Source organism: Streptomyces sp. SCPE 10 (genome assembly GCF_051980735.1).
GTDB lineage: Bacteria > Actinomycetota > Actinomycetes > Streptomycetales > Streptomycetaceae > Streptomyces > Streptomyces misionensis.
On sequence record NZ_CP197069.1, the window covers coordinates 66,107 to 91,015 of the forward strand.

At 71.6% G+C, this 24,909-nt stretch carries 19 protein-coding genes; 13 read left to right on the plus strand and 6 right to left on the minus strand.

The genetic code is table 11. From position 1 onward, the window contains the following. The first annotated feature begins 87 nt into the window (after window positions 1–87). Both ACSP97_RS00300 and ACSP97_RS00305 read left to right on the plus strand, forming a co-directional pair. Window positions 88–1,002, plus strand: a complete 915-nt coding sequence (locus ACSP97_RS00300; RefSeq protein ID WP_355155603.1) for an MBL fold metallo-hydrolase — start codon at window positions 88–90, stop codon at window positions 1,000–1,002. A gap of 21 nt (window positions 1,003–1,023) precedes the next feature. Then, a complete protein-coding gene (locus ACSP97_RS00305) occupies window positions 1,024–2,517 on the plus strand; it encodes a carboxylesterase/lipase family protein (RefSeq protein WP_355532185.1) in 1,494 nt (497 codons plus the stop codon). Between the two features lie 527 nt (window positions 2,518–3,044). On the opposite strand, the gene ACSP97_RS00310 is transcribed toward ACSP97_RS00305, so the two are convergent. Then, window positions 3,045–3,374 carry a winged helix-turn-helix transcriptional regulator gene (locus ACSP97_RS00310; protein WP_355155599.1) on the minus strand — a complete coding sequence of 110 codons (330 nt, stop codon included), beginning with the start codon at window positions 3,372–3,374 and terminating at the stop codon, window positions 3,045–3,047. 212 nt (window positions 3,375–3,586) lie between these two features. Between ACSP97_RS00310 and ACSP97_RS00315 the strand changes: the two genes are divergently transcribed. Then, complete coding sequence (locus ACSP97_RS00315; protein WP_355155597.1) at window positions 3,587–4,888, plus strand: amidohydrolase family protein; 1,302 nt, start codon at window positions 3,587–3,589, stop codon at window positions 4,886–4,888. A gap of 38 nt (window positions 4,889–4,926) precedes the next feature. Here ACSP97_RS00315 and ACSP97_RS00320 read toward each other — a convergent pair whose 3' ends face one another. Both ACSP97_RS00320 and ACSP97_RS00325 read right to left on the minus strand, forming a co-directional pair. Continuing rightward, window positions 4,927–5,709 carry a Gfo/Idh/MocA family protein gene (locus tag ACSP97_RS00320; RefSeq protein ID WP_355155595.1) on the minus strand — a complete coding sequence of 261 codons (783 nt, stop codon included), beginning with the start codon at window positions 5,707–5,709 and terminating at the stop codon, window positions 4,927–4,929. 58 nt (window positions 5,710–5,767) lie between these two features. Beyond that, window positions 5,768–6,646, minus strand: a complete 879-nt coding sequence (locus ACSP97_RS00325; RefSeq protein ID WP_440556023.1) for a DUF3152 domain-containing protein — start codon at window positions 6,644–6,646, stop codon at window positions 5,768–5,770. 207 nt (window positions 6,647–6,853) lie between these two features. Between ACSP97_RS00325 and ACSP97_RS00330 the strand changes: the two genes are divergently transcribed. From ACSP97_RS00330 to ACSP97_RS00345, 4 genes are all read left to right on the plus strand, one after another. After that, a complete protein-coding gene (locus ACSP97_RS00330) occupies window positions 6,854–7,543 on the plus strand; it encodes a response regulator transcription factor (RefSeq protein ID WP_355155591.1) in 690 nt (229 codons plus the stop codon). 242 nt (window positions 7,544–7,785) lie between these two features. Continuing rightward, a complete protein-coding gene (locus ACSP97_RS00335; protein WP_440556024.1) occupies window positions 7,786–9,297 on the plus strand; it encodes a HAMP domain-containing sensor histidine kinase in 1,512 nt (503 codons plus the stop codon). Then, window positions 9,294–9,884 (plus strand): hypothetical protein, encoded by a 591-nt coding sequence (locus tag ACSP97_RS00340; protein ID WP_440556025.1) that lies wholly within the window; start codon window positions 9,294–9,296, stop codon window positions 9,882–9,884. Before ACSP97_RS00335 ends, ACSP97_RS00340 begins: the two co-directional genes overlap by 4 nt. Window positions 9,885–10,075: 191 nt before the next feature. Further along, on the plus strand, window positions 10,076–10,642 hold the full coding sequence (locus ACSP97_RS00345; RefSeq protein WP_440558530.1) for a hypothetical protein: 567 nt from the start codon (window positions 10,076–10,078) through the stop codon (window positions 10,640–10,642). Window positions 10,643–11,208: 566 nt separating this feature from the next. Here ACSP97_RS00345 and ACSP97_RS00350 read toward each other — a convergent pair. Next, window positions 11,209–11,412, minus strand: coding sequence for a cold-shock protein (locus ACSP97_RS00350; protein ID WP_189891972.1), 204 nt, complete (start codon window positions 11,410–11,412; stop codon window positions 11,209–11,211). 478 nt (window positions 11,413–11,890) lie between these two features. Between ACSP97_RS00350 and ACSP97_RS00355 the strand changes: the two genes are divergently transcribed. From ACSP97_RS00355 to ACSP97_RS00370, 4 genes are all read left to right on the plus strand, one after another. Further along, window positions 11,891–12,190, plus strand: a complete 300-nt coding sequence (locus ACSP97_RS00355) for a trypco2 family protein (RefSeq protein ID WP_030738504.1) — start codon at window positions 11,891–11,893, stop codon at window positions 12,188–12,190. A gap of 8 nt (window positions 12,191–12,198) precedes the next feature. Further along, window positions 12,199–14,988, plus strand: coding sequence for a trypsin-like peptidase domain-containing protein (locus tag ACSP97_RS00360; RefSeq protein WP_440556026.1), 2,790 nt, complete (start codon window positions 12,199–12,201; stop codon window positions 14,986–14,988). Window positions 14,989–15,136: 148 nt separating this feature from the next. Beyond that, window positions 15,137–16,225, plus strand: a complete 1,089-nt coding sequence (locus tag ACSP97_RS00365; RefSeq protein ID WP_440556027.1) for a DUF6801 domain-containing protein — start codon at window positions 15,137–15,139, stop codon at window positions 16,223–16,225. A gap of 70 nt (window positions 16,226–16,295) precedes the next feature. Beyond that, entirely contained in the window at window positions 16,296–17,120 is an 825-nt protein-coding gene (locus ACSP97_RS00370; RefSeq protein ID WP_440556028.1) for a cutinase family protein, read from the plus strand. An 857-nt stretch (window positions 17,121–17,977) separates the two neighbouring features. Here ACSP97_RS00370 and ACSP97_RS00375 read toward each other — a convergent pair. Together ACSP97_RS00375 and ACSP97_RS00380 are read right to left on the minus strand one after the other, a co-directional pair. Continuing rightward, window positions 17,978–19,237: a GH25 family lysozyme gene (locus ACSP97_RS00375; RefSeq protein ID WP_440556029.1), complete on the minus strand. Its 1,260-nt coding sequence runs from the start codon at window positions 19,235–19,237 to the stop codon at window positions 17,978–17,980. Between the two features lie 126 nt (window positions 19,238–19,363). Beyond that, window positions 19,364–20,272, minus strand: a complete 909-nt coding sequence (locus ACSP97_RS00380) for a peptidoglycan-binding protein (protein WP_440556030.1) — start codon at window positions 20,270–20,272, stop codon at window positions 19,364–19,366. Window positions 20,273–20,427: 155 nt separating this feature from the next. On the opposite strand from ACSP97_RS00380, the gene ACSP97_RS00385 reads away from it, so the two are divergent. Together ACSP97_RS00385 and ACSP97_RS00390 are read left to right on the plus strand one after the other, a co-directional pair. Further along, on the plus strand, window positions 20,428–24,267 hold the full coding sequence (locus tag ACSP97_RS00385; RefSeq protein WP_440556031.1) for an nSTAND1 domain-containing NTPase: 3,840 nt from the start codon (window positions 20,428–20,430) through the stop codon (window positions 24,265–24,267). A gap of 230 nt (window positions 24,268–24,497) precedes the next feature. After that, window positions 24,498–24,881: a peptidase inhibitor family I36 protein gene (locus tag ACSP97_RS00390; RefSeq protein ID WP_355155161.1), complete on the plus strand. Its 384-nt coding sequence runs from the start codon at window positions 24,498–24,500 to the stop codon at window positions 24,879–24,881. Window positions 24,882–24,909 lie beyond the last annotated feature (28 nt).

The window sequence follows — 24,909 nt, forward strand, 5'->3', positions numbered from 1 at the left end:
TGCACGAAGGTGCAGTCAGGTGTCGGATACCGCCGTACCGGCGCCCCTCGTAGGTTCCAGGAACACCCGAAACCTTGAGGAAGGCCCATGGAACAGATCACGCTCGGCAACGTATCCATCACCCGCGTCTGGGAGTATTACGGGCCCGTCGACATGCGGCCCCACGCCTTCTTCCCGGAAAGCTCGCAGGAAGTCTGGAAGGACGGCGTCCACTGGCTGGCCCCGCACTTCCTGGACTCCGAGACCAACGTCGTCAATTCGGCGATCCAGACCTGGCTGCTGCGCAGCCAGGGCAAGACCATCCTCGTCGACACCGGTGTGGGTAACCACAAGGAGCGCCCGTACGCGCCGGTCTGGAGCCACCTCAAGACGAACTTCCTGGACAATCTCGCCCGGGCCGGCGTCCAGCCCGAGGACGTGGACATCGTGATCAACACGCATCTCCACATCGACCACGTCGGCTGGAACACGTACCTGGACGGGCGGCGTTGGGTGCCCACGTTCCCCAACGCCACCTACCTCATGCCGAAGGACGACTTCGACTTCTGGAACCCGGAGAACGACCACAAGCCGCTGTTCGGCCGCGGCAACCAGAACGTCTTCGAGGACAGCGTGGCCCCGGTGCACGCCGCCGGCCGGACGCTGCTGTGGGAGAACAGCCACCAGATCGACTCGGACCTGCGTCTGGACGCGGCTCCCGGCCACACGCCGGGCTCCTCCGTGCTGACGCTCACCTCCGGGACGGACCGCGCGGTGTTCGTCGGCGACATGCTGCACAACCCGGTGCAGATCCTCGAACCGGACGCCAACAGTTGCTTCTGCGAGGACCCCGCGGGCGCCCGCGCCACCCGCCGCAAGGTGCTGGGCTGGGCGGCCGACAACAACGTGCTCGTGATCCCCGCCCACCTGGGCGGCCATGGCGCCGCCGAGATCACGCGCAGGGGCAACACGTTCGACATCAAGGGCTGGGCGCCCTTCGCCCCGTACCCCGAGCAGGGCTGACGCCCGCAGAAAGGCATCGCTGTGAACTTCGAACCCGAGCCCGTCGTCACCACCGCACAGGGAGCCGTCCGCGGTCTCCGTCACGGCGACGGCACCGCCGCCTTCCTGAACATCCCCTACGCCGCTCCTCCCCTCGGCGCCGGCCGGTTCGCCCCGCCACGGCCGCACGAACCCTGGGACGGCGTACGGGACGCCACCACGCCCGGCCCCAACGCCCCGCAGCCCGAGCGCAAGCTCGGCAGCGTGGACATGTCCCCCTACTTCGGCACCGGCTGGAGCCGAGGGGAGGACTACCTCACCGTCAACGTCTTCCAGCCCGCGGCCGGCGCCGACGGCCTGCCCGTCATGGTGTTCGTCCACGGCGGCGGATTCGTCGCCGGGTCGACGCGGTCCGCACTGTACGACGGCTCCGCCTTCGCCCGCGACGGCATCGTCCTGGTCACTCTCAACTACCGGCTCGGCATCGCCGGGTTCCTCGACATCCCCGGGTCACCCGCCAACCGCGGGCTGCTCGACGTCGTCGCCGCGCTGCGCTGGGTGCGGCAGAACATCGCCGCCTTCGGGGGCGACCCGGACAACGTCACCCTCTTCGGCCAGTCGGCAGGAGCGACCATCGTCGGCGGCGTCCTCGCCACTCCCGACGCCGCGGGCCTGGTGCGCCGGGCGATCATGCAGAGCGGCAGCGGCCTGGGCGCGTTCACGACCGAGCAGGCCGCCCGCGTCACCAAGGCCGCGGCCAGGGCCTTGGGCATCGAGCCCCGCGTCGACGCCTTCGCGGACGTCTCCGACGAGCACCTGGTCGAGGCCGTCTCCAAGCTCGCGGGAATCGACTTGCAGACCGCCACCCACCACGACCCGCTGATCGGCCTCAGCCCGTTCAGCCTGGTCCTCGACACGCAGCCCGCCGAATCCGTCGCCGCCGGCCTGAGCGCCGACGTCGACCTGCTCGTCGGGACCAACACCGAGGAGGGAAACCTCTACCTGGTCCCGGTGGGCAAGTACGCCACCTCGACCGCCGCGGATGTCGACGACACGGCAGCACGCTCGCACCCGAAGCCCGCGCAGCTTGTGGAGACGTACCGCACGACACGCCCCGAGGCCTCTTCCGGCGAACTGCGGTCGGCCATCATGGGTGACGCGCTGTTCGGCGCGGGTAGCTGGGCCATGGCCGGCGCACATGCCACCCACCCCCAGTCCGCCACGTTCGGCTATGAGTTCGCCTGGCGCTCCCACGCCCTGGACGGAGACCTCGGCGCCACCCACGCGATGGAGCTCCCCTTCGTCTTCGATCTCGCGGAACTGCCCCGACTGCGGGGTGCGGGCGCCCTCCTCGGCCCCGACCAGCCACCTGCGGACCTCGCCGCCCGGACACACGAGGCATGGATCCGGTTCGCGCGGACCGGCAACCCCGGCTGGGACGCGTACGACACCACACACCGGGCCACGATGCGCATCGACGCCGAGTGGACCCTGGTGTACGACCCCCGCGGCCGGGAACGACAGGCCTGGATCTGACCAGCGCGCCGACACGACTCCGCGGGGACGGCGGCAGCCGGACAGCCACCGCACATTCGCTCCGAAGATGTGTGTCGACTCCGGGGCACTCATGCTGGTGACGAGCGGGTGACTTCGGTGGAGATCGTCGGTCTGCGGGCGACTTCCGCGTCGCGGGGCGTTGGACAGGACAGCGCCTGCATGAACATCCGACCCCCTGCGGATACGCGTGTGAGGCCCCGCATCGGTGCAGCAGCGCAGTCCGGGGCGCTCGCGACATCCAGGTGCCCCTCTGCTCTTGATCGGCTACGGAAGGGTGCGGGTTGTGCGTCAGGTGCGCGCCCGGCTCCGGTCACGGCCGGGTGGCACCTGGTCCGTCCGGGCCCGTGCGTCTGGCGGCAGCGCGACGGCGGATGACGTGCCGCATCTGGCCAACGGCCCGGACGCTGCGGCCGGTGCACGGTCACCCTGCGGGCATGGACAAGTTGATCGATCCGGTCGGTACGCTCGTCTCCCCCGGCCGACGGTTGCCCCGCTGGACGGGCTTGTCACTGCCCGATGTGTGACCGGGCGGCGGTGTCGTACTTTTCGCGGTCGCGGCGGATGGCGTCGAGGTTGGCTTCGGTCCAGGCGACCAGTTCGGCCAGGATGGTGTGCAGACTGCGACCGCGGGGGGTGAGCGCGTACTCGACCCGCGGCGGCACAGTGGGCTCGACCGTGCGGCTGATCAGGCCGTCCCGCTCGAGGCGGCGGACGGTGGCGCTCAGCATCCGCTGTGTGATACCGCCCGTGGCCCGTCGGAGGGCGTTGAACCGCAGTGGGCCGTCGTCGAGTCGGCAGATGACGGTCACCGACCACTTGTCACCGATACGGTCCATTACGTCACGCAACAACTCGTCGCGCTCGGGACGTACGCCCGACTCGATCATCGCAGATGGGGCCACGTGGTACCTCCGGTGATACCTGGGCAGTTCAAAGTGCTCTCTTGTGACACTCCCATGGCGGTTCCCACCATATACCGGTACCTGTTGTATACCGCTTAGAAGTGGAAGCCGCCGTGCCAGACACTGCTCCCTCGTCCACTCCGCTCGTGATCCGGGGCGGCCGCGTGCTGTTCCCTGACGGGACGACCCGGATCACCGATGTCGTCATCCGGGACGGCCGCATCGCCGGCATCGGCGAAGACGCCACCGTCATTGGCGACGAAGAGATCATCGACGCTCACGATCAGCTGGTCATGCCCGGCCTCGTGGATACACACCGGCACATGTGGCTGGGAAGCCTGGCGGCCAGCTCCAGCGACGTGACCTTGTTTTCCTACGCCCAGCAGATCAACGAAGGACATGGCGGCCCTTTCACCTCGGAGGACGTGTACGCGGGCGTGCTGTGGGGCGCCGTGCAAGCGATCAGCGCAGGGGTGACCACCGTCGCCGACTGGGCCCACAACCTGGGTTCCGAGGCGGACATCGACGCCAACCTGCGTGCCCTGCACGACAGCGGCATCCGGGCCCGGCTGTACTTCGGCGGCAAGGCCGGCTCGAGCGGGGATCAGTCCCGCTACGAAGCGCAGGCTCGCCACCTGCACGCCACACATGCGCCGTACCGGGTGCACGGCCGGATCGCGCTCGGGCTCGCCGTGCGCGGTCCGGCCATGGCGACACCGGCGGAGAACGACTTCGACTTCGGGCTCGCCCGCGACCTGGGGCTGCCCATCTCCCTGCACGCCGGCATGGCGGGCCTGCCCGGCGCGGTCGACCAACTCGGAAGCCAGGATCTCCTCGGACCGGACGTGAACTACGTCCACGCCAACGAGTTCACCGAGCGGGAATGGAAGCAGGTCGCGGAATCGGGCGGGACCGTGTCGGCCACCCCGAGCGTCGACATGACCATGGGTCTGGGCATCCACCCCGCCGTGGGCGCCGCGCTGGACCACGGCGTGACGGTCGGCCTCGGCGCCGACACGGTCGCCTACGGCCCCAGCGACCTGTTCACAGAGATGCGGCTGGCACTGGCCGCCGAACGGTCCCGGACCAATGCGCGGCTCATCGACCAGGGCCAGATGCCCGGCGAGTTGCGCCACAGTCACCTCGCCATGTTGGACCTTGCCACGCGCGGGGGAGCCCAAGTCCTCGGCTTCGCCGACCGGATCGGAGAGATCACCGTCGGCCGGCAGGCCGATCTCATCATGCTCGACCTGTCGGCACCGCACCTCGACAGCTTCGACAACCCTGTACTCGCCGCGTTCCTCAGCGCCGGCCCACGTGACGTCGACACCGTGATCGTCGGCGGACGCATCCTCAAGCGGCGCGGCACACTCACCGACGGGCTCCTCCAAAAGGCACGCCTTGAGGTGCGCCGTTCGCGGGCCCGCATCCGCCGGCGGTCGCTCTGACGGCAGTCGGCGTGCCGCGGGCAGACGGCTTCTGTCCCTTACCCTCCGGTTCCCCTGTACGCGATCGCCTCGATCGAGCGGTGAAGTTCCACTGCGTGGTCGAACCCAGGAGCGTCGCAGTCCCGGCCCCACAGTGTCTCGGCCACCTCGGCGTACAGATGGGCGACGTTGTGGGCCGGCGTCCCGGCCAATTGCGGGAACCGGTCGTATCCGGCGGGTAGTTCGAGCGGAGACAACGCGTCCTGGTCGTGCGCCCCTTCGACGGTCAGTGCGGCGCTCATGGGCAGGCCGACATCCCCGGTGATCCGCAGAGATCCTCGTGTGCCGTCGATCTCCCGGACGAACGGCGTCGTCCGCAGCGCGCCGCCCCGGAAGTGCATACTGGCGACGGCACCGCCCGGCGGGCGGCCGGTGACGGCGATCTGGTCGGGTGCGGTCTTCGCGATCGCCTCCCCTGTATCGGTGTTGACGGCCTGGGTGCGCAGTGTCGCGATCGTCGCCGTGGTCCTGGTCAGTTCGCCCAGTGCCACCGCCTGCATGTCGAGCGCGTGGGCAAAGGGGATGGTCATCATCGTCGCCCCGTTGGCGGCGTCCGCGGTATAGGCGGACGCCGACGTGAACGTCGCCCCGCCGCCGGGGAGCGAGCAGATCATCGACGAGGAGAGGACCTCGCCGACATAGCCGTGGGCGATCAGGTCGCGGACCCACCTCGTCGTCGGCGACACATGTCCCTGCAGTCCGGTGAACCGAGGTTCGGGGCGGCCCGCGTCCCGCACACGCCGGTGGGTGTCAGTGCGGTTGCGGACCCTGGCCGAGGTCATCGACCACCTCGGTGCCGCGGGAAGACCGGGATCATCGGCGGCGCCGAGATCCGGGTCGCTACCGCACCGCCGGCCCGGAGACGAAAACACCGTTGCGGTCGTAGGGCCAGGCGTTGGCGACGCATCCGTGCAGGCCCTTGATCTGCTGCATCATCACGGGCGCCAGGCGACCGGGCCCGGGGCAGGTGGTGTGCGTGTAGCCCAGGAAGTGCCCCATCTCATGGTTGATGATCAGCGCCCGGTAATCGTGGATCGGGCCGTCGAACGTGGGCGAGCCCTCGACCCAGCGCTTGAGGTTCACCACGACCCCGCCGGGGACCTCGCAGTTGTACTCGCCCCCGGTGTCCTGGTGGATGCCCGCCCAGCACAGGGCATCCGCCGTTCCCGGCGTCGCGATGCTCACCGTGAGATCGTGCGGCCGGCCAGCGCTCACCAGCTGGAACGCGAAGGCCGGGTTGTGGGTCCAGCCCCGGGGGGCGGCGAGGATGTCCGCGATCTCGTCGGCCGCCTGGGCCGGTGAGACGTCCAGGCCGGTCTCGACCTTCACGACGTAGCGGAGCGGACGCGCCCCCCGGCCGACCTTGGCGCCGCCGGCCCGCGCGGTGACGAAGGTGCCGGTGCCCTTCGCCGGGACCCCGCTGCCGGTGGTGGACTGCGCGGTGGTGGGCGGCGAAGCGGTCTTGGACTTCGACTTCGACGTGGACTTGGACGTGGACGCCGTGGGGGAAGCGCTCACCACGCTCCGCGAGCTCCGCGGATGCGGCGCGCCGCTGGACGCGCCGCTCGACGCGTCGCTCCGGCCGTCCAGGAAGACGGCGGCGGAGACCAGTAGCCCGGCGACCGTCAGCATGACGGCCGGCCAGCGCCTGCCCCGCCGTCGTGGACGCCGCCGGCGACGCGAGGACCGGCGGCGTTCGGCCCGGTGAGAAGAGTGCATGGCAACTCAAGCTGGCCATGACAGATGATCGCCATGAGCCCGAATCATCACGGAACGGTAACGACTGGTGTACCGGCGGCTCGCGTCGCCACGGGCCGGACCGTCGGCCGGCGGCCCCTCGGCCCGGTGTGATCATTTGGTAACAGCTCCTGCCCCTGGGCCCTTCCCCCGGACGGTCGCCGTTCGCGATCTGCCTACACTCTCGAGGTGCCAAGAGTTCTGCTTGTCGAGGACGACCCAGACGTGCGCGAGGCCGTCCGGCTGGGTCTGCGACATCAGGGGCACGAGGTCCTCGCCGCCGCAACGGGCGAAGAGGGATGGGAACACCTCGGCTCCTTCCGCCCGGACGTCGTCGTGCTGGACCTCATGCTGCCCGGCATCTCCGGCCTCGACGTGTGCCGGCGCATCCGGGACCGCGACCAGGTGCCGATCATCATCGTGACCGCCAAGGGGGACGACGTCGACGTGGTCGTGGGGCTGGAGGCCGGCGCGGACGACTACGTGGTCAAACCCGTCCGGGCCCGGGTGCTCGACGCCCGCATACGGGCCGTGCTGCGCAGACAGGACGCGTCCGTCCCGGACACCGTCCGGCCCAGGCCGCAGTCGCACGGCGAGCTGGTCATCGACCGGGCCGGGCTCGTGGTGACACACCGCGGCGAACGCGTGGCGCTCGCCCCCTCCGAACTGCGGCTGCTGCTGACCCTCTCGGCCTCGCCCGGCCAGGTGTTCAGCCGCCAGCAACTGCTGGAGATGGTCTGGGAGCACAGCTACCACGGCGACATACGGCTCGTGGACGCCTGTGTGAAGCGCCTGCGCGGCAAGCTCGGCGAGCCCGCCGGCCGGCCCCGGTACATCCAGACGGTGCGCGGCTTCGGCTACCGCTTCGGCACCTCGTGAACGGCCCAAGCCGCATGCGCCGGCGAAAGCCCGACCGCGAAACGACTTCGGCCGGGCCCGCTCCCGAGGGCGAGACGGCTTCGGCCGAGCCCGCTCCGGAACGCGAGGCGGCTTCGGCCGGGCCTGGCCGCGACCGCGAGACCGCCTCAGCCGGTGCCGGTCCCGGGCGTGAGGGCGAAGCCGCCCGCCCCAGTCCCGGGCGTGAGGGTGAAACCGTCGGCCCCGGCCCCGGTTCCGGGCGGGTGCCGTTCCTCCGGGCGGCCCTGGCGCGCGTCCCGCTCCCGCTGCGCGGCCTGCGCCCCCGCCTGATCGCGGCCTTCGTCCTGGTGGCCACGGTCAGCGCGCTGAGCACCGGGGCACTGGCCTTCCGGGGGGCGCGAACGGGGGTGCTCCAGCAGAGCCAGGACGCCGTGATCAAGCAGTTCCGCACCAGTGTCAACGCCGTGGCCGTCTACACTCCCCCGGAGCCGGACGCCACGGAGCTCCAGCGGGCGGTGGACCAGGTGCTGCACGCCAACCCGGAACAGGGCTGGCGGGTCATGGCGACGTACGGCGACCGCCGTGCCTGGGCGCCAAGCGCCGACTTCGGCAAGCTGAGCCCGGAACTCCTCCGGTCCGTACGGACCAGACGCGCCGCGGTGTTCCAGCGGGTGAACGCCGACGGGCATTCCTACCTCGTCGTCGGGATGCCGGTCACGTACGCCGCCGGCGCGAACGCGGAGCCCAGGCTCTCGGGAACGGCGATGTTCCTGGTGGTGCCGCAGAACACCGAAGAGGCGTACGTCAAGGTCATGGTCGGCAACATCGAGCGCGCCACCCTGGTGGCACTGTGCCTCGCCGTCGCCCTGGCGCTGCTGGCCGCGAGCGGCGTGCTCCGTCCCGTGCGGGCGCTGCGCGGTGCGACGCGCCGGATGGCCGAAGGGCACCTCGATGTCCGGCTGGCCGTCAGCGGCTCCGACGAACTGGCCGATCTCTCGCAGTCCTTCAACGACACCGCGGCCGCACTGGAGCAGTCGGTGGCGGAGCTGCGCCGGCTGGAGGCCCGGGCGCGCCGCTTCGTCGCCGACGTCTCGCACGAACTGCGCACACCGCTGGCCGCGATGTCGGCGGTCACCGACGTACTGGACGAGACCGCGCCCCACCTGGACCAGGAGACGGGCCACGCGCTGCGGCTCGTGCGCGAGGGGACCAGCCGGCTGAACGGACTGGTGGAGGACCTGATGGAGATCTCCCGCTTCGACGCGGGCGCGATCGACCTCAACCTGGACGAGCTGGACCTGGCCGAGTCCGTGGCGAACACCCTCGCCGCGCGCGGCTGGCAGGACCAGGTGGAGACCCGGGTACCCGGGCCGGGCGTGCTGCGCACCCGCGTGGATCCGCGGCGGCTCGACGTGCTGCTGGCCAATCTGGTCGGCAACGCGCTGCGGCACGGGGCGCCGCCGGTACGGCTGACCATGGAACGGGAGGAGCGAGCGGACGGGGCGTGGGCCGTCATCAGGGTGAGCGACAACGGGCCGGGGATCGCCGAGGAGGCGATGCCGCACATCTTCGAACGCTTCTACAAGGCGAGCACCTCACGGACCAGGAGCCGGAACAGCGGACTGGGGCTGGCCATCACGGCGGAGAACGTACGGGTGCACCAGGGCCGCATCAGCGCGGCGAACCTGCCCGGCGGCGGCGCGCGGTTCACGGTCGAACTCCCGCTGCGGCGCGACTCGGCCGACGGCGACGACACCGACGGGGGGTCCCGGTGAAGGGCTCACGCACACCGGCACTGCTGGCCGGACTCGCCGCCGTTCTCCTGACGGCCTCCTGCGGGATCCCCCGCTCCGGCGTCATCGAGGCCGGCGAACCGGCGAGCGGCATGGCCGCTCCCGACCGCCAGTCCCCGCCGCCCACCATGACCCCCGTCTACTTCCTGCACGACGGCGAACCGAGGCCGTACCCGCGCGAGATCGACGGACCCGGCGACTACGAGGGCGCCGTGCGCGCGCTGTTCGACGGGCCGGCCACGAGCGAGACCCCGACGGCCACCACGGAACTGCCCCGGCTGCCGGCCACGCCGGCGGTGACGACCGTCGACGACGACACCCTCTCCGTCCGGCTGCCCCGAGGTGTCCCTCCCCTCACCCGCACCGCCCTGACACAGCTGGCCTGCACGGTGGCCGGCGTACCCCGACCGCCCGCCCCCCGGCCCACGGCCCCCTCCGGCACCGCCTCTTTCGCGGCCACCACCGCCCCCACGGAGCACCCCCCGACTCCCCCGACCGTCCTCGTCCACGGAACCGGCTGGACGACGACCCAGCCCACCACCTCGTGCCCCGACCTGGCGGTGCGCTAGTACTCCAGCAGCGGATCGTGTCCTGAGCTGGTGTTTGTCGTCGTCCTGGCATGGAGGGTACGACTGAAGTCGGTTGCTGAGCTGCAGAGTTGGAGGCGGTGTTCGCCCGAGTGGCGGGCCGGTTCGGGCGGGCGGATCTGCGGTGGCGGATGCGGGAGTACGTCCCCGCCTGCGCCACCCGCTCGGGCCGGATGAGGACGGTGCACCGGCTGGTGCTGCACGAGGCCCGGGTCTTCGGGAGCCTCACGCTGTGGATGGGGCGGCGCAGTCAAAGGACCGCCGGCGGGCGGGCGTTCGGATACGCCCGGGGGCAGGGCTCGACCCTGCTGGGGCTGGCGTTCGTGTGCGTGATCGAGACGGTCGGCGTGGCCGCGATGCTGCGCGACTGGCCCGCCGCGCACGACGTGATGCTGGTGCTGGACAGCTACACCGTGCTGCTCGTCCTCGGCCTGCACGCGGCCGGAGTGGTGCGCCCGCACGTGCTGACCGGGGAGGCGCTGCGGGGTCGGTACGGGGTCCGGTTGGACGTGCGGATACCGCTGACCGCCATCGGGGCCGTACGGCGGGAGGTGCGCACCACGCACCGGTACGAGCCGGGGGAACTCGATCTGCCCGTCGGCTCCCAGACGTCGGTCACCCTCGAACTCACCGAACCGGTCCCGTACCTGACCTTGCTCGGCCATCGCGAGGAAGTGCGCGTGGTGCGGCTGTACGCCGACGACGCCGGTGCGCTCGTTCAGGCCCTTACACGGGCCTGAACAGGGGCTTCGCCCTGCCGGAGGCGGCCTGGACCAGGCGGATCCGCAGACGAGTTCGGTGGTGACCCGAACGGCGCCCGCAACGTCGAGGGCATCTGCGGCGACGCCGCGGACTACTGGCCCGCCAAGCTCCCCGGCACCCTGCTGAACTGCGCTGCCGTCCAAAAGCGCGTCACCCTGGTCCACCCCAACGCCGAAGGCCACGCCAACACCGCGCTCCACGTCGAACGAGCCATCCGCATCGCCCTCCTCGAACACTGACCAGCAGGCCGACCCTGCACGTCACCCTCGTACGGCCCGAGCTGGTCGTGGAGGTCGGCGTGGACGTCGCCCGGGACAGTGCCGGACGCCGGCGGCACCCTGCCCGGTGGCACCGGTCCCGCCCCGACCTCTCTTCCTCAGACGTCCCGGACTTCGAGGCGGTCGACTGCTCACGGCTCAGCCGCGCGGAGCCCCGGCTACGGCCACTCGTACGGCAGCAGCCGCATCATCGAGCCGCCGAGCAGGTCGAGGGAGGCGGCTGCCGAACCGGACAGCCGCCTCGCTCCACGCTGTTTCCGGCCCGCTCAGCCGCGGACGATGTTCTGCGCCTGCGGGCCCTTCTGGCCCTGGCCGATGTCGAAGGTGACGTGCTCACCTTCGGTCAGCTCGCGGTACCCGCTGCCCTGGATCTCGGAGTAGTGCGCGAAGACGTCCGGGCCTCCGCCGTCCTGCTGGATGAAGCCGAATCCCTTCTCTGCGTTGAACCACTTCACGGTGCCGCTGGCCATACCTGTTGATCCTTCATTCACGCCGGGGAACAGCCGTTCACCCGGGCAAGCTCCGGTTCGCGCAACCGCACGAACCAACAGCCGTCCTACCCCGCAACGGCGCCCTCATACGGCCGACGACACGGCCGGGGAGGCCAAGGCCCACCCACTGCGCCACGGTGTACGAACCGCTGACACCTCCCGCGGCACCACTGACGTTTCTCAGTCCCGCGGGCGGAGGGCGTCTGCCGAGCCCGCTCCTCCCCCGGTCGGAGGGCGTCAGCGCAGCGGGCGGAAGGTGGCGCGCAGGTCGCCGATCCATGCCTCGGGGTTCTCCCACGGGCCGAAGTGGCCCCCGGCGCCGTCCGGACCGAAGACCACGACGGGGTGCCCGTAGCGGGATTCCGGTACTGCCGTGACTCCGATTGATTTCCGGGCCGGATGCGTATCAGGATCTACCTTCCTGGGCGAACGGGGAGTCCGACGGAGGGGATGCGGTGTGATCGAACTGGCATGCGTGATCAAGGATCTGCGGGAGGAGCTGAACCGGGCGATCGCCGCGGCGGACGGGGAGGCGTTACGGTTCGAGTTGGGCCCGATCGAACTGGAGCTGTCGGTCGCCCTGGAGCAGAGCGCCCACGCGCAGGGAAGGGTCCGCTTCTGGGTGGTGGACGCCGGGGCCGACGCCGGCGTGGGCAAGACCTCGACGCAGCGCATCTCGCTGACCCTGCAACCGACTCTGGCCGGTTCGAGCAGACCGGTCGCCATCTCGGGAGCCGCTGAGCCGAACGAGCGGTGAGTTCTCCCATGGGTGGCGAACCGGAGTCCGACGGGCTCGATCTGCGGCGCGTGGTCCAGGTCGTGGTCACGGACGGCACCGGCAGGCTCCGACTGGCGTCCGGTTACCGGGTGACCCGGGACCTGGTGCTCACGGCCGCGCACGCGCTGGGTGACGCAACGTCAATTCTGGCGCGGTTCTTCACCGGTGACGGTGAGGTCTGGGAGGAGCCGGGCGAATCCGTCTGGGCGAACGCCGACGTGGACATCGCGCTGCTCAGGATCACGGTGGACGCGCGCCGCGGCGGACCGCTCGCCGCCTGCGTGCCCCCGGTGCGGTTCGGCCGTGTCGCGCCTATGGCGGAGGCGGACTGCGGAGCCCTCGGATTTCCCTGGTTCAAGCTGCGCGACAGCCGTTCCCCGGCTGCCGGCTCCTCGCCCGGCAGCCATACCGCCACGACGTACCGGGACTCCCACTACGCACGCGGCCGGGCCACGGCGACCCTCCGTGAGGGCACCCTGGAGTTCAGCGTCCAGACCCCCCCGGGACCGCACACCGACTCCGGCCGCTCGCCCTGGGAGGGCATGTCCGGGGCCCCGGTCTGGAGCGGCGGGCGCGTCATCGGAGTCGTGACCGCGCACTACGGCCGTGAGGGACCCGGCATGCTCACGGCCAGCCAGGTGGAACGCTGGTACCGACTGCTGACCGGGCCGCAGATCGACGAACTGGCGCAGTTGATGGGCCTGCCGCGCAGGGCCGGCGAGCTCGACGAGGTTCCCGGGCCGACGCCCGCGTCCGACGGCCCGGCAGCGGCAGGGAAGTTGGGCAAGGCAGCCAGGGAACTCGCCGACCTGGTGCGCACCCAGTGGGAGGATGAGGAGGAGCGGCGGCAGGTACACGACCCCTCGCCCCTCCAGGTGCGGTTCCGGCAGGCGGCGGACGTCCGCTTCGACTACTGGGCCCACATCCGCCGTGTCCCCCTCTCCACGGACCCCGGGCCGCTGCCACTGGCGGACGAGCTGGACCAGATCGTGAAGGTCTACCGGTCCATTCCCTCCGGCCGGCTGGTGGTGCTGGGCGTCGCCGGGGCGGGTAAGACGATCCTGACCACGCGCTTCGTCCTCGGCCTGCTGAAGGAACCCGCCCGGGGGGACCGGGTGCCGGTGATCTTCGAACTGGGCTCGTGGGACCCGACCGCCATCCACCTGCGCGACTGGATGGCCGAGCGGCTGGTACGCGACTACGGCTTCGGCGGCGCGGCCCCGGACGGCGGGACGCTGGCCGACGCCCTGATCAAGGCGGGCCGGATCCTGCCCGTCCTCGACGGATTCGACGAGATCGCCCTCGATCTGCAGCCGAGGGCCCTCGAAGAGCTCAACCTCCTCGGCCGGATGCCGTTGCTGCTCACCAGCCGCACCGAGGAATACACCAGTGCCGTGGAGCGGACCGACGTGCTCACCGCCGCCGCCGTCGTCGAACTGGAACTGCTCACCCTGAGCGACCTCGACGACTATCTGCCCGGCACCAGCCCGCCGGGCCCGGACGGCCGTTCCGGCTGGGCCCCCGTGCTGGACGAGCTACGCCAACACCCCCGCACCCGGGGCGCGGAGAACCTCGCGCAAGCGCTCCGCACCCCCCTGATGGTCACCATGGCACGCACCGTCTACGGTCACTCGGGCGAGCCCCACCCACGGGAGCTGCTGGACACCAGGAATTTCCCCGGGCCCGAGGACATCCAGAAGCATCTGCTGGCCGCGTTCCTTCCCGCCGCCTACCGCCCCCATGCTCGCAACACGACCGGACCGCACCGCACCCGACCGTGGAACCCCGACCCGGGCCGGGCCGAGCACTGGCTCCGCTACCTCGCCGCACACCTGACCGCACGCCGCACCCGCAACCTCGAATGGTGGCAACTCGGCACGACCATGAGCCGTTTCGCGCGCGTATGCGTGATCGGTTTCCTGGCCGCGCTGGCCTTCGGAGTGACGACCGGGGTCGGAAACATCCCCGTGGACCTGGTGGTGACCGACAACGGGCTCGGGTTCGCCGTCGAACGCGGGCTCGTCGTCGCGGTGCTGCACGGAGCCGTGGCCGGGCTGGGGTTCGGGGCCGTCTACGTGTCCGCGTACCGGGGGGACGTGACGCCGTCCCGCGTGCGGATACAGATCTTCGGCCGGAGAGGGGTGGCACACAACAGGCTCCTGCCCAGGTTCATGGCCGGACTGGTGCTCGGGGCCCTGGCAGCGGGCACGCTGGTCCTGGTGGACCGCGGCATCGTCACCCGGCTCGGGCTCTCGGACGGGCTCGAAGACGCCTCTGGCCCGGCCACGTTCCTGTTCGTGCTCGGGTTCGGCCTCGCGACCGGTCTGGTCCTGGGGCTGATGGCGTGGCTGGAAGTCGCCGACGCCATCGACTCCGCCGTCAGCCCCGCCGCCCTGCTCGACAGCAACCGCAGGAACGTGCTCGTCCATCTCCTGATGTGGGCGATCGTCTTCGGGACGGGCGCGACGGCCGTCAACGTGTTCATCATGGGGCCCCTGCTCGGAGTGGGGGCCGGCCTCGTGTTCGGGCTCGAGGCGGCCTTCGCGGGCGGGCTCGGGTACGGGCTCAGCCTGACGGCCTGGGGGCAGTGGGTGGCCCTGGCACGGATATGGCTGCCGCTCACCGGGCGGCTGCCCTGGCGGCTGATAGCGTTCCTGGACGACGCCTGCGAGCGGGGCGTGCTGCGGCAGGCCGGCGCGGTGTACCAGTTCCGGCACGCCCAGCTCCAAGAGCACTTGGCCACCAGGACCACGCCCCCCACGCCCCCTACCTCCTGACCACTTCCACCCTGACCCGGGCCCGCGGCGCACGCCGGTGGACACCCGCAACGGGGTCGTGACGCGGCCGTGACGCCACCGGTCCACCTTGACCTATAGGCATCCAACTGTCATACAAGGGATCCAACTGCCTTACGGGGGACACGAGATGACATTCCTGGAGAAGAAAGGGAGGCCGGACGAGGAGAGCGGAACGACGCGTGGCCACCGGAGCGGCCGGGCCGTCCGCAGGACCGCATGGCTGCCGGCGCCCCTGATGCTCGCCTGCGCGGCCGCGGGCTCGGCTATCGGCGGCCTCGGGGCCGGAGCGGCGGCCGCGGATCCGGCGTCGCTCACCCAGCAGTACACCTGTGCCCTGCCCTATGTCGGTGACCGGGGCGTCACGTTCCGGCTCAACTCGGCCGTGCCGGGCAACGTCCTGGCCGGCAAACCCAGCCCCGCGTTCCCGATCGTCGCGGATGCCCCGGTGAGCCCGAGCGACACCACCTGGCTGCGCCGGTTCGGCTTCAGCAGCATCGAGGGCACGGTGGTGGCGAAGGTCGCCGTGCGCGCGCTGGGGGTGGACATCAAACGGGATGTGACGTTCGCCGTCCCCAGGACCTCCGTGCCGGCGTCCGGTTCGCTCGACGCCAAGGGGACGGGTACCGCGCCTCAGCTCGTCTTCAAGAAGCCCGGCATCGCGAAGATCACCACCACCCAGCTGATCCTTCACATCGTCCCGAGGGACGCGAACGGCAACGTGGTCAGCCCCCCGGGCAGCTTCAGCGCGCCGTGCACGCTGAACCACGGGGAGAACGACGTGGTGGCGACCGTCCAGATCGCCGCCCCGGGGCGGCCGACCGGCCCGGGGAAGCCCGGGGGCACGGGCGGCTCCGGCACGGGCTCCGGCTCCGGCTCCACCGCGCCGTCCGGCACCGCGGGGCCGATCCCGAGACCGGGCGACTCGTCCGGAGCGGCCGCCACCGGCGGTACGGGCGGTACGGGCGGTACGGGCGGTACGGGCGGCGCCAGTCCTTCGGCCTCCCGCCCCGGCGGGCAGAGCGCGACGCCGGCGCCCTCGGACAGCGGCGCCACATCGCTGAGCCCGGCTGCGAACACCTCCGCCGGGCACAGCCATGCCACCGCCACGTCCGGCGCCTGGAGCGCCAGGAACCTGCTCCTGCTCTCCGCGGGCCTTCTCCTCGTGGCCGCCGGCGCCGGGACGGCCTTCCTCCGCTTGCGTGCACGCCGTCGCTGACTCTTGAGCATGTGCGTGGGGCTGCGATATTCGTAGTCCCACAACGTGCCGGGGGAAACGGGGACTTGGGATGGGTCGGGTACGCAGCGCCAACCGGCTTTCGCGGCGGTTCCGTTGGCGGTCAGGCGCGGTCCGCGCGGCGGTCGGCGCGGGCACGGCGCTGTCGCTGGCGACCGGCTTCGGCGCCGGCCCGGCACATGCCACCGTGGACCGCCAGGCACCCGCGGAGCACCATTACTACATCGAACTGGGCGGCACCGGAGCCGCGTTGCCCGGGCCCCGGTGCACCTACAGCTACCAGTACGCCAACCAGGCCCTGACCGCCGACCGGAACAACATCGTCGTCGGCGTCTGCTACCCGGCCAGTGCCGGCCCCTGGGAGGCCGGCAACGGCAAGACGCCCGGCTTCGGTTCGCCGAGTTATGACGACAGCGAGCGGCAGGGCTACCGCAATCTGCTGAGCACGGCCGAGCGGATCCACCGCGCCGACCCGCACGCCCGCTACACCATCGTCGGCTACTCGCAGGGCGCACAGGCCGCCGACGAGGTGCTCCAGGCGATCGCCGAGCGACGGACGGGCATCCCGGCCGCGCGGGTCGACGGCATGCTCTACGCCGACCCGCGGCAGCCCAGGACGGGCCTCGAAGCCGTCGTGCCCCGGGGGCTGAGCGTCTTCGGCTTCACCTCGCGCGGCCCCGGACCGGCGGACTTCGCGGGCATCCCGGTCGCGCGCTTCTGCATCCGGACCGACGGCGTCTGCGACGCGACCACGCCGCTGGCGCTCCCCGGCTTCCTCCAGCAGCACCCCCGCTACCAGCGGCCCGGCGGCATCATGAGCCTGACCCTCGCGCACGCCGGCGAGAACGGCACCTTCTGGTACCCGGCCGGCTCCTGACGCGGGCCACTGGCGGAACCTCCGGTGGCTGAGCCTTCAGGGTTGCCAGATGCCGGGTCACGGTGCGGCGGCCGATAGCCACACCAGCTTCTTGAAGCTCGAAGGCGATCGGGCGGCCGCGACAGCGCTCAACCAGACGTCTGCGTCCCTCAGCCGTGCGCGGACTGCCCGCTGAGTCGTCCGCGACCGTGCCTTCACGAGCGAGCCGCCAGAGCGCACGGGAAGGCGGCGAGGAGGAACACCGCTGCGCCTGCCCACATGAGGCCCCCGACGTGGGCGAACAGCCCACCTGCCGGTGTTCTTGCGATGGCTCCGAAGAAAGCCACTCCGATCGCTCCGCCCGCCTGGTCATGGGCTGAGGGCCCCCTCGGTTTCCGGGCCGGCGTGACCGGCTTCCTCGCAGAGGCGGTTTCGTAGCTGATCGCCCCGGCTTGCCTGCCGGCTGCAGGTCCGTCGAGGACCGCGCTGTCGACGGCCTCGGTCTCGGGGCCGCGGCCCTACCCGAGGGGTCTGACGCGGCTCGGACACCTGCTTGTCACTGACGGTCGGTCCAGCCGCGGGGCCGGCGCAGCGTCTGCGCGCTTTTCCGCCTTCCCTCCGTGCCGATGGCGCGGAGGCCCGGAACCGCGAGCGGTTCCGGGCCTCTTGCGCGGGAGCGCTCAGGCGCCGCGCTCTGGATAGCCGGCGTTGCCGACGTCGTTCCTCCGGGCCGCGTCGATACCGCGGGCGGTCTGCTCGTCGTGACGGTGACCGGTGCGGTCCCGGGCGAAGGCGCCCGCGGCCGTCACTGGTCCTCTGCCCGGCCTGCCGGGCACGTCCCCGTTCTTCCGGGTGGGGGCGGCGGGTGGTGCGGGGTGTCAGGAGACGAGGGCCTGCCAGGTGTCGGGGCCGACGATGCCGTCCGCGGTCAGGCCCTTGCCGGACTGGAAGGCGAGCACCGCGCTGCGGGTGGCCGGGCCGAAGTCACCGTCCACCGCGAGGGTGGAACCGTGGGCGGCGAGTTCGGCCTGGGCGGCTTTCACGGCCGGGCCGGTGTCGCCGGACTGCACGGTGACGATGAGGGCCTGCCAGGTGTCGGGGCCGACGATGCCGTCCGCGGTCAGGCCCTTGCCGGACTGGAAGGCGAGCACCGCGCTGCGGGTGGCCGGGCCGAAGTCGCCGTCCACCGCGAGGGTGTAGCCGTGGGCGTTGAGCAGGTACTGGATGGTCGTGGTGCTGTGGCCGGTCGCGCCCTGTGAGACGACCGGCCAGCCGCTGCCGGGGGGCGGCGGGGGCGGGGTGTACGTGCCGTGGGCGAAGGTTTTGAGGTCCGCGGTGGTGCCGTTGAAGACGTCCTGGTCGCCGGGGAAGGTGCCGCTGTCGGCGTTCTGCCAGATCGTGTAGGTGGTCCAGCCGGCCGGTAGCGGAGTGGGCGAACCGCCGTAGTTGGCGATCCACAGCGGGTCGTGCTGGCCGGGGGTGGCCGAGTTGCCGGTGCAGGTCGACCACCAGTCGCGGGTGGAGTAGACGATCGGGTAGCGGCCGGTCTTGGTGTGGTATTCGGTGCTGAAGGCGGTGATCCAGGAGACCATCGCGCTTTGGCTGAGGCCGTAGCAGGTGGCTCCGTAGGGGTTGTACTCGATGTCGAGCGCGCCGGGGAGGGTCTTGCCGTCGTCGGACCAGCCTCCACCGTGGGCGATGAAGTAGTCCGCTTGGGCGCTGCCGCCGGAGGCGTTGGGCAGGGCGAAGTGGTAGGCGCCGCGGATCAGGCCCGCGGCCGCGGATCCGTTGTACTGCTGGGAGAACTGGCTGCTGGTGTAGTCGGTGCCCTCGGTCGCCTTGACGTAGGCGAAGGACGCGCCTTTGGCCGCCACCGACGGCCAGTCGACGTTCTCCTGGAAGGCGCTGACGTCCAGGCCCTTCAGCGTCGTCGTGGTGTCGGGGACCGTCGCGGTGGCCGAGTGGTGAACGGTACGGGCCGGCAGGCGGGCGGTGAGCCCGGAGCCCATGTGGTCGGCTGCCTCGTGCCAGGGGTGGGCCGGTGCCGCGGCTGTGCGGGCCATGGCGTGCGGCAGGCCGGCCGATGCGGCCAGCACGGTCAGGCCGAGTGTGACGGCGGCGGCCAGGGTTTTGTTCATCGGTTGGTTCTCCGTTCTCGGAGGTCGGCGCAGAACGCCGGCGCCGCGAGCCGCGCGGTGTGCGGGTGCTCGCGGCGCCGGCCGGCAGGTGCGGGGTGGTGCCGGTGGACCGGTGGGAAGGTCCGGTCAGGGGCGGACCAGCCCGTAGAAGACGGAGCTCGACAGCGGGTAGCTCTTGTCGTAGACGCCGATCTGGCTGGAGTTGGCCGGGTTGGAGGTGTTGCCCGAGATCACGTAGACGGTCGATCCGCTGACGTGGTCGACGATCCCGATGTGGTAGCGGTTGGTCGCCGTGCCGAAGATGATCATGTCTCCGGGCAGTGCCGAGTGCAGCTGGCTGGTGCCGTACCAGCGGTTGTGGCTGACCGCCCAGTCGTAGACGTTCGGCACGTAGGTCATGAACGGGATGTTCTCCCCGGCGTCCCGCCACACCCAGGTGGCGAAGGCGGCGCACCAGTCCGCGCAGATGCTGTAGGGCTTGCCGGGCACGCAGTTGTCGGAGTCGGCGCGGACGCCGAGCTGGCTCTTGGCCACGCTGACGATCTTGTCGCGCTGGGTGTCGCTGGTGTGGCAGCTCGCGACGAGTCGCGTGATGCCCATCGACTTCATGGTGTCCGGGCCGGCGATGCCGTCGGCGGTGAGCTGGTGTTCGCTCTGGTAGTTCTTGACGGCGGTGGTGGTGGTACTGCCGTAGTCGCCGTCCTGGTCGACCCCGGCCTTGCTCTGGACCTCCTTGACGACGGCCTCCAGTTCGCCGAGCGTCTGGGTGCCGATGATCCCGTCGACGCTCAGGCACCGGTCGGACTGGAAGGACTCGGCGGCTGCCTCGGTCTGCGCCCCGCTGACGCCGTCGACGGTGCCGGCGTTGTACGCCAGCCCGTTCAGGTCCTCCTGTCCCAGCTTGATGTCGGCCGAATCCGCCGACGCCGTGGCAGGCCCGGCCAGCACCGCGCCGGAGACGAGTACCGCCGTGAGGGCTCCGAGTGCGGCCCTTCTCGTCCGCAGAAGTGCGGAATGCTTCACATCGCTGCTCATAGTCGTGCGTCCCTCTTCCCCGTGTGACCGTCACCGCCGCGTCTGCGGTGGTGGCTCGTTTGTAAGGGACGCGACGTTGTCCGCTGTCGGCCGCTGGACGCCGGACAACACGCTCCGCACAATGAGCACTCCGCGAGGACAGGTAGGAGGCGACGGTGCCCCGCAGCGAGCGGCCGTTGGACGACGAGGACACCCATCTGGGCAGGTTCGCGGCGGACTTGAGGAAACTGAGAGACAAGGCCGGCGCTCCGCCGTACCGCAAGCTCGCCCGCGCCGCGCACTATTCTTCGACCGCCCTCGCCGACGCCGCCTCCGGCCGCAAGCTGCCGAGCCTGCCGGTCACCCTCGCCTACGTCCGCGCGTGCGGCGGCGACACGGCGGAGTGGGAGCAGCGCTGGCACCGTCTTTCCGCCGAACTGGCGCGTACCGGCGAGGTGCCGGACGAGGCGGCCGAGGGCGGTGACGACTGCCCCTACGCGGGACTGAGCTTCTTCGACACCGGTGATGCCGGACGGTTCTTCGGGCGCGAACGGCTCACCGACGACCTGGAGTCCCGGGTCCGCGGGAACAGGTTCGTCGCGGTGTTCGGCGCCTCCGGCTCGGGGAAGTCCTCCCTGCTGAGGGCGGGACTGATCCCGCGGGTGTCCACCGGCCCGGCACCCTGGACCGTGCTCGTCCTCACCCCGGGCGCCCACCCCTTCGAGGAGTGCGCGGCACGGCTGGCCGCCCTCACGAGCGCCTCCGCCGTCGCCCTCCACGACGACCTGCGAACCGGCCCGCGGGCCCTGCACCTGACCGCGCTCCAACTGCTCGCGGAGCAGCCGCCCGAGCGCGAACTCCTCCTCGTGGTCGACCAGTTCGAGGAGATCTTCACCCTGTGCGCCGACCCGAGGGAGCGGGCGGACTTCATCGCCTCACTGCTCACCGCGGCCGGCGCGGCCAACAGCCGGATTCGCGTCGTCCTCGGCGTGCGGGCGGACTTCTACGCTGCCTGCTCGCAGCACCCGGACCTCGTGGAAGCCATCCAGGACTCGCAGCTCCTCGTCGGCCCCATGACCACCGAGGAACTGCGCCGTGCCATCACGCAACCCGCGGTCCAGACCGGGTCCACTCTCGAAGCCCCCCTGCTCGCCCGGGTGGTGGCCGAAGCGACCGGGCAGCCCGGCATCCTGCCCCTGGTCTCCCACGCGATGCGCGAGACCTGGCGCAGGCGGCGCGGCAACACCTTGACCGTGAGCGGTTACGAGTCGGCCGGCGGCATCACCCACGCCCTGGCCAACACCGCCGAGACCGTCTACGGCGCCCTCACCGCACCGCAGCAGCGCCTGGCGCGCGGTATCTTCCTGCGTCTGGTGTCGCTCAACGACGGCACCGAGGACTCCAAACGGCGCCTGGCCAGGGACGAACTCGACCCCAGCGCGGACGCCGTCCTGGAGGCGCTGGCCCGGGCCAGGCTCGTCACCCTCGACACCGACAGCGCGGAGATCACCCACGAGGCGCTCCTCCAGGCGTGGCCCAGGCTCAGCGACTGGATCAGCGAGGACCGGGCCGGTCTGCTCGTACAGCAGCAGCTCACCGACGCCACCCTGGCCTGGGAGCGCGAAGGGCGCGACGCGAGCGCCCTGTACCGCGGAACCCGCCTGGCCGCCGCCCGGGAATGGGCCCGCGAGCACGCCGACGACGGGCGGTTGAGCGCCCGGGCCCGGGAGTTCCTCGCCGCCTCCTCCCGCCACCAGGACCGCGGCCTGCGGCGCCGGCGCGCCGCGGTCCTCGCGCTCGCGCTGCTGACCGTACTCGCCATGGCAGCCGCGGGGACCGCGCTGCAGCAGCGCTCGGCCGCCAGGTCCGAGCGCGACAGCGCGGTCGCGGGCGAGTTGCAGGCGCAGGCCGGCCAGCTGCGCGGCACCGACCAGTCGCTCGCCGCCAGGATGGACGTCGCCGGATACCGCTTGCGCCGCACCGACCTGCTCGCGACCGACCTGCTGGGCACCCAGAGCGCCCCCCTCTCCACGCCGCTCACCGGGCACACGGCGACCGTCTACGCGGTCGCCTTCAGCCCGCGGGGCCACCTGATGGCCACCGCGGGCCTGGACGACACCATCAGGCTGTGGAACGTCGCGGACGCCACCCGCCCGGCGCCGCTGGGCGATCCCGTCCACGCCCAAAGCGGCGGCGTGATGTGGCTGTCCTTCAGCCCGGACGGCCGCACCCTCGCCTCCGCCGACCGCGACCACAGCGTACGGCTGTGGAACCTCACCGATCCGAAGCGGCCGGCAGCGGGCTCCACGCTGCGGGGGCACACCGGCATCGTCTTCTCGGTGTCCTTCAGCCCGGACGGCCGCACCCTGGCCAGCGCGGGCGACGACGGCACCGTGCGGCTGTGGAGCGTCTCCGGCCCCGCCCACGCGAGCGAGGTGGGCAAGCCGCAGCGCAGCCAGAAGGGCGCCATAGCCTCGGCGGTCTTCAGCCCGGACGGCCACACCCTGGCCAGCGCCGGCCACGACCACACCGTCCAACTGTGGGACGTCACCGATCCCGCGCACCCGCACACCGAGGGACCGCCGCTCCACGGCCACACGGGCACCGTCTACGCGGTCGCCTTCAGCCGGGACGGCCACCTGATGGCGAGTGTCGGCAACGACTTCACCGTGCGGCTGTGGAACGTCACCGACCCGGCGAACCCGGTCGCCGTGGGCACCATTCCCGACGCCGCCACCAACACCATCTACACCGTGTCCTTCAGCCCCGACGGGACCGTGCTGGCCACCGCCGGCGCGGACCAGACGGTCCGCCTGTGGAACGTCACCGACCCCTCGGCCCCCGTCGCACTGTGCCCGCCGCTCACCGGCCACACCGGCTACGTGTGGTGGCTCGCGTTCAGCCCCGACGGGCACGTTCTGGCCAGCGTCAGCACCGACGCCACCGTACGGCTGTGGGACCTGCCCCACACCGTGCTGCCCACCCCCACCTACCAGAACACCGTCGCCTTCAGCCCCGACGGGCGCGTCCTGGCCGCGGGCGGCACCGACGGCGCGATCCGGCTGTGGGACACCACCGACCCCCGCCGGCCCGCCCCCGCCGGCGCCCCGCTGCTCGGCAACGCACGCGCCGTGAACAAACTGGCCTACAGCCCCGACGGCCGTCTCCTGGCCAGCGCCGGCCGGGACGGAACGCTGCGGCTGTGGGACGTCCGCGACCCGGCACGTGCGCACGAGCTCAGCCGGCGGGCTCCCGGCCCGGCGCACGCCGCGATCACCACGGCCGTCTTCAGCCCGGACGGGCGCGTGCTGGCCAGCGCCGGGTACGACCGCATGCTGCGGCTGTGGGACGTCACCGACCCCGCACGCCCCGAGGAGATCGGGCGCCCGGTGACCGCCCACGCCGACGCCGTGAAATCGCTGGCCTTCAGCCCGGACGGCCGCACCCTGGCCAGTGCCGGTGCGGACGACACCACCCGCCTGTGGAACGTCACCGACCCCGCACACCCCACGCAGTGGTGCCCGCCGCTGGCCGCCCGCACCGGGGGCGTGGAGTCGGTGGCCTTCAGCCCGGACGGCCGCACCCTCGCCACGGCCAACGACGACCACAGTGTGCGCCTGTGGAACGTGAGCGATCCCCGGCACCCCGCCGCCCGGGCCACGCCGCTGACCGGGCACACCAGCTTCGTGCTGTCCGTGGCCTTCAGCCACGACGGGCGGACCCTCGTCAGCAGCGGCAGCGACGGCACCATCCGGCTGTGGGACGTCGCCGACCCTGCCACGCCCTCCGCGTGGGGCGGCCCCGTCACCGGTCACACCGGACCGGTCGACCAAGCAGTGCTGAGCCCGGACGGCAGCACCCTGGCCAGCGCCGGCGACGACCACACCGTCCAGGTGCGGGCCACCAGCGCCGACGTGGCCGTCAGCCGCGTCTGCGCGACCACGACCGGCGCCCTGCCCCGGCAGGCGTGGCACCGTTACCTTCCCGCGCTGCCCTACCGGCAGGTCTGCGGCTGAACCGGCCCGCAGCCACCGAGGACCGCGGGGGGGGGCCGTGCCTCGGGCCGGGCCTCCGCGTCGTCCGGCCCCTGTTGTCCGGCCCCTGTTGTCCGCCGGTCGCCGTACGACCGCGGACAACCCGCCCACGGTACGAAGGAACGGCTCCCGCGCAGTCACCGCCGGGAGCGGCCGCCGCCGGCACACAGACCGCGCGGGACCGCGAACTCCCATGAGACAGGGGCCACTCCATGAAGAAACTGCTTGTGACGGGCGCGACGCTGGTGTCCGCGGCACTGATCACTCTCGGTGCCGCGGGAGGACCCGCGAGCGCCACCACGGTCCACGGCTGCGCCTCGCAGTACCTGTGCGCGTACGAGTCCGAGAACTACTCCAGCAGCCCCGGCCCCGTGAAGGACAACAACGCGGACCTGAGGTCCTACCCGAAGTTCCGCTACATGCAGTCCATCTACAACAACGGCGCCAGCTGCACGGCCTACCTCTGGTCCCAGCCCAACTACCAGGGGATCGTGCACTCGCTCAGCCGCGGCCAGGGCTACCCGAACCTCACCAACATCCCGGAGTTCTCCTCGACCGGAGTCGAGAGCAACGCATGGTGCAACTCCCGTCCGTGATCCACCTGCCGCCCCGGGAAAGGCCCGG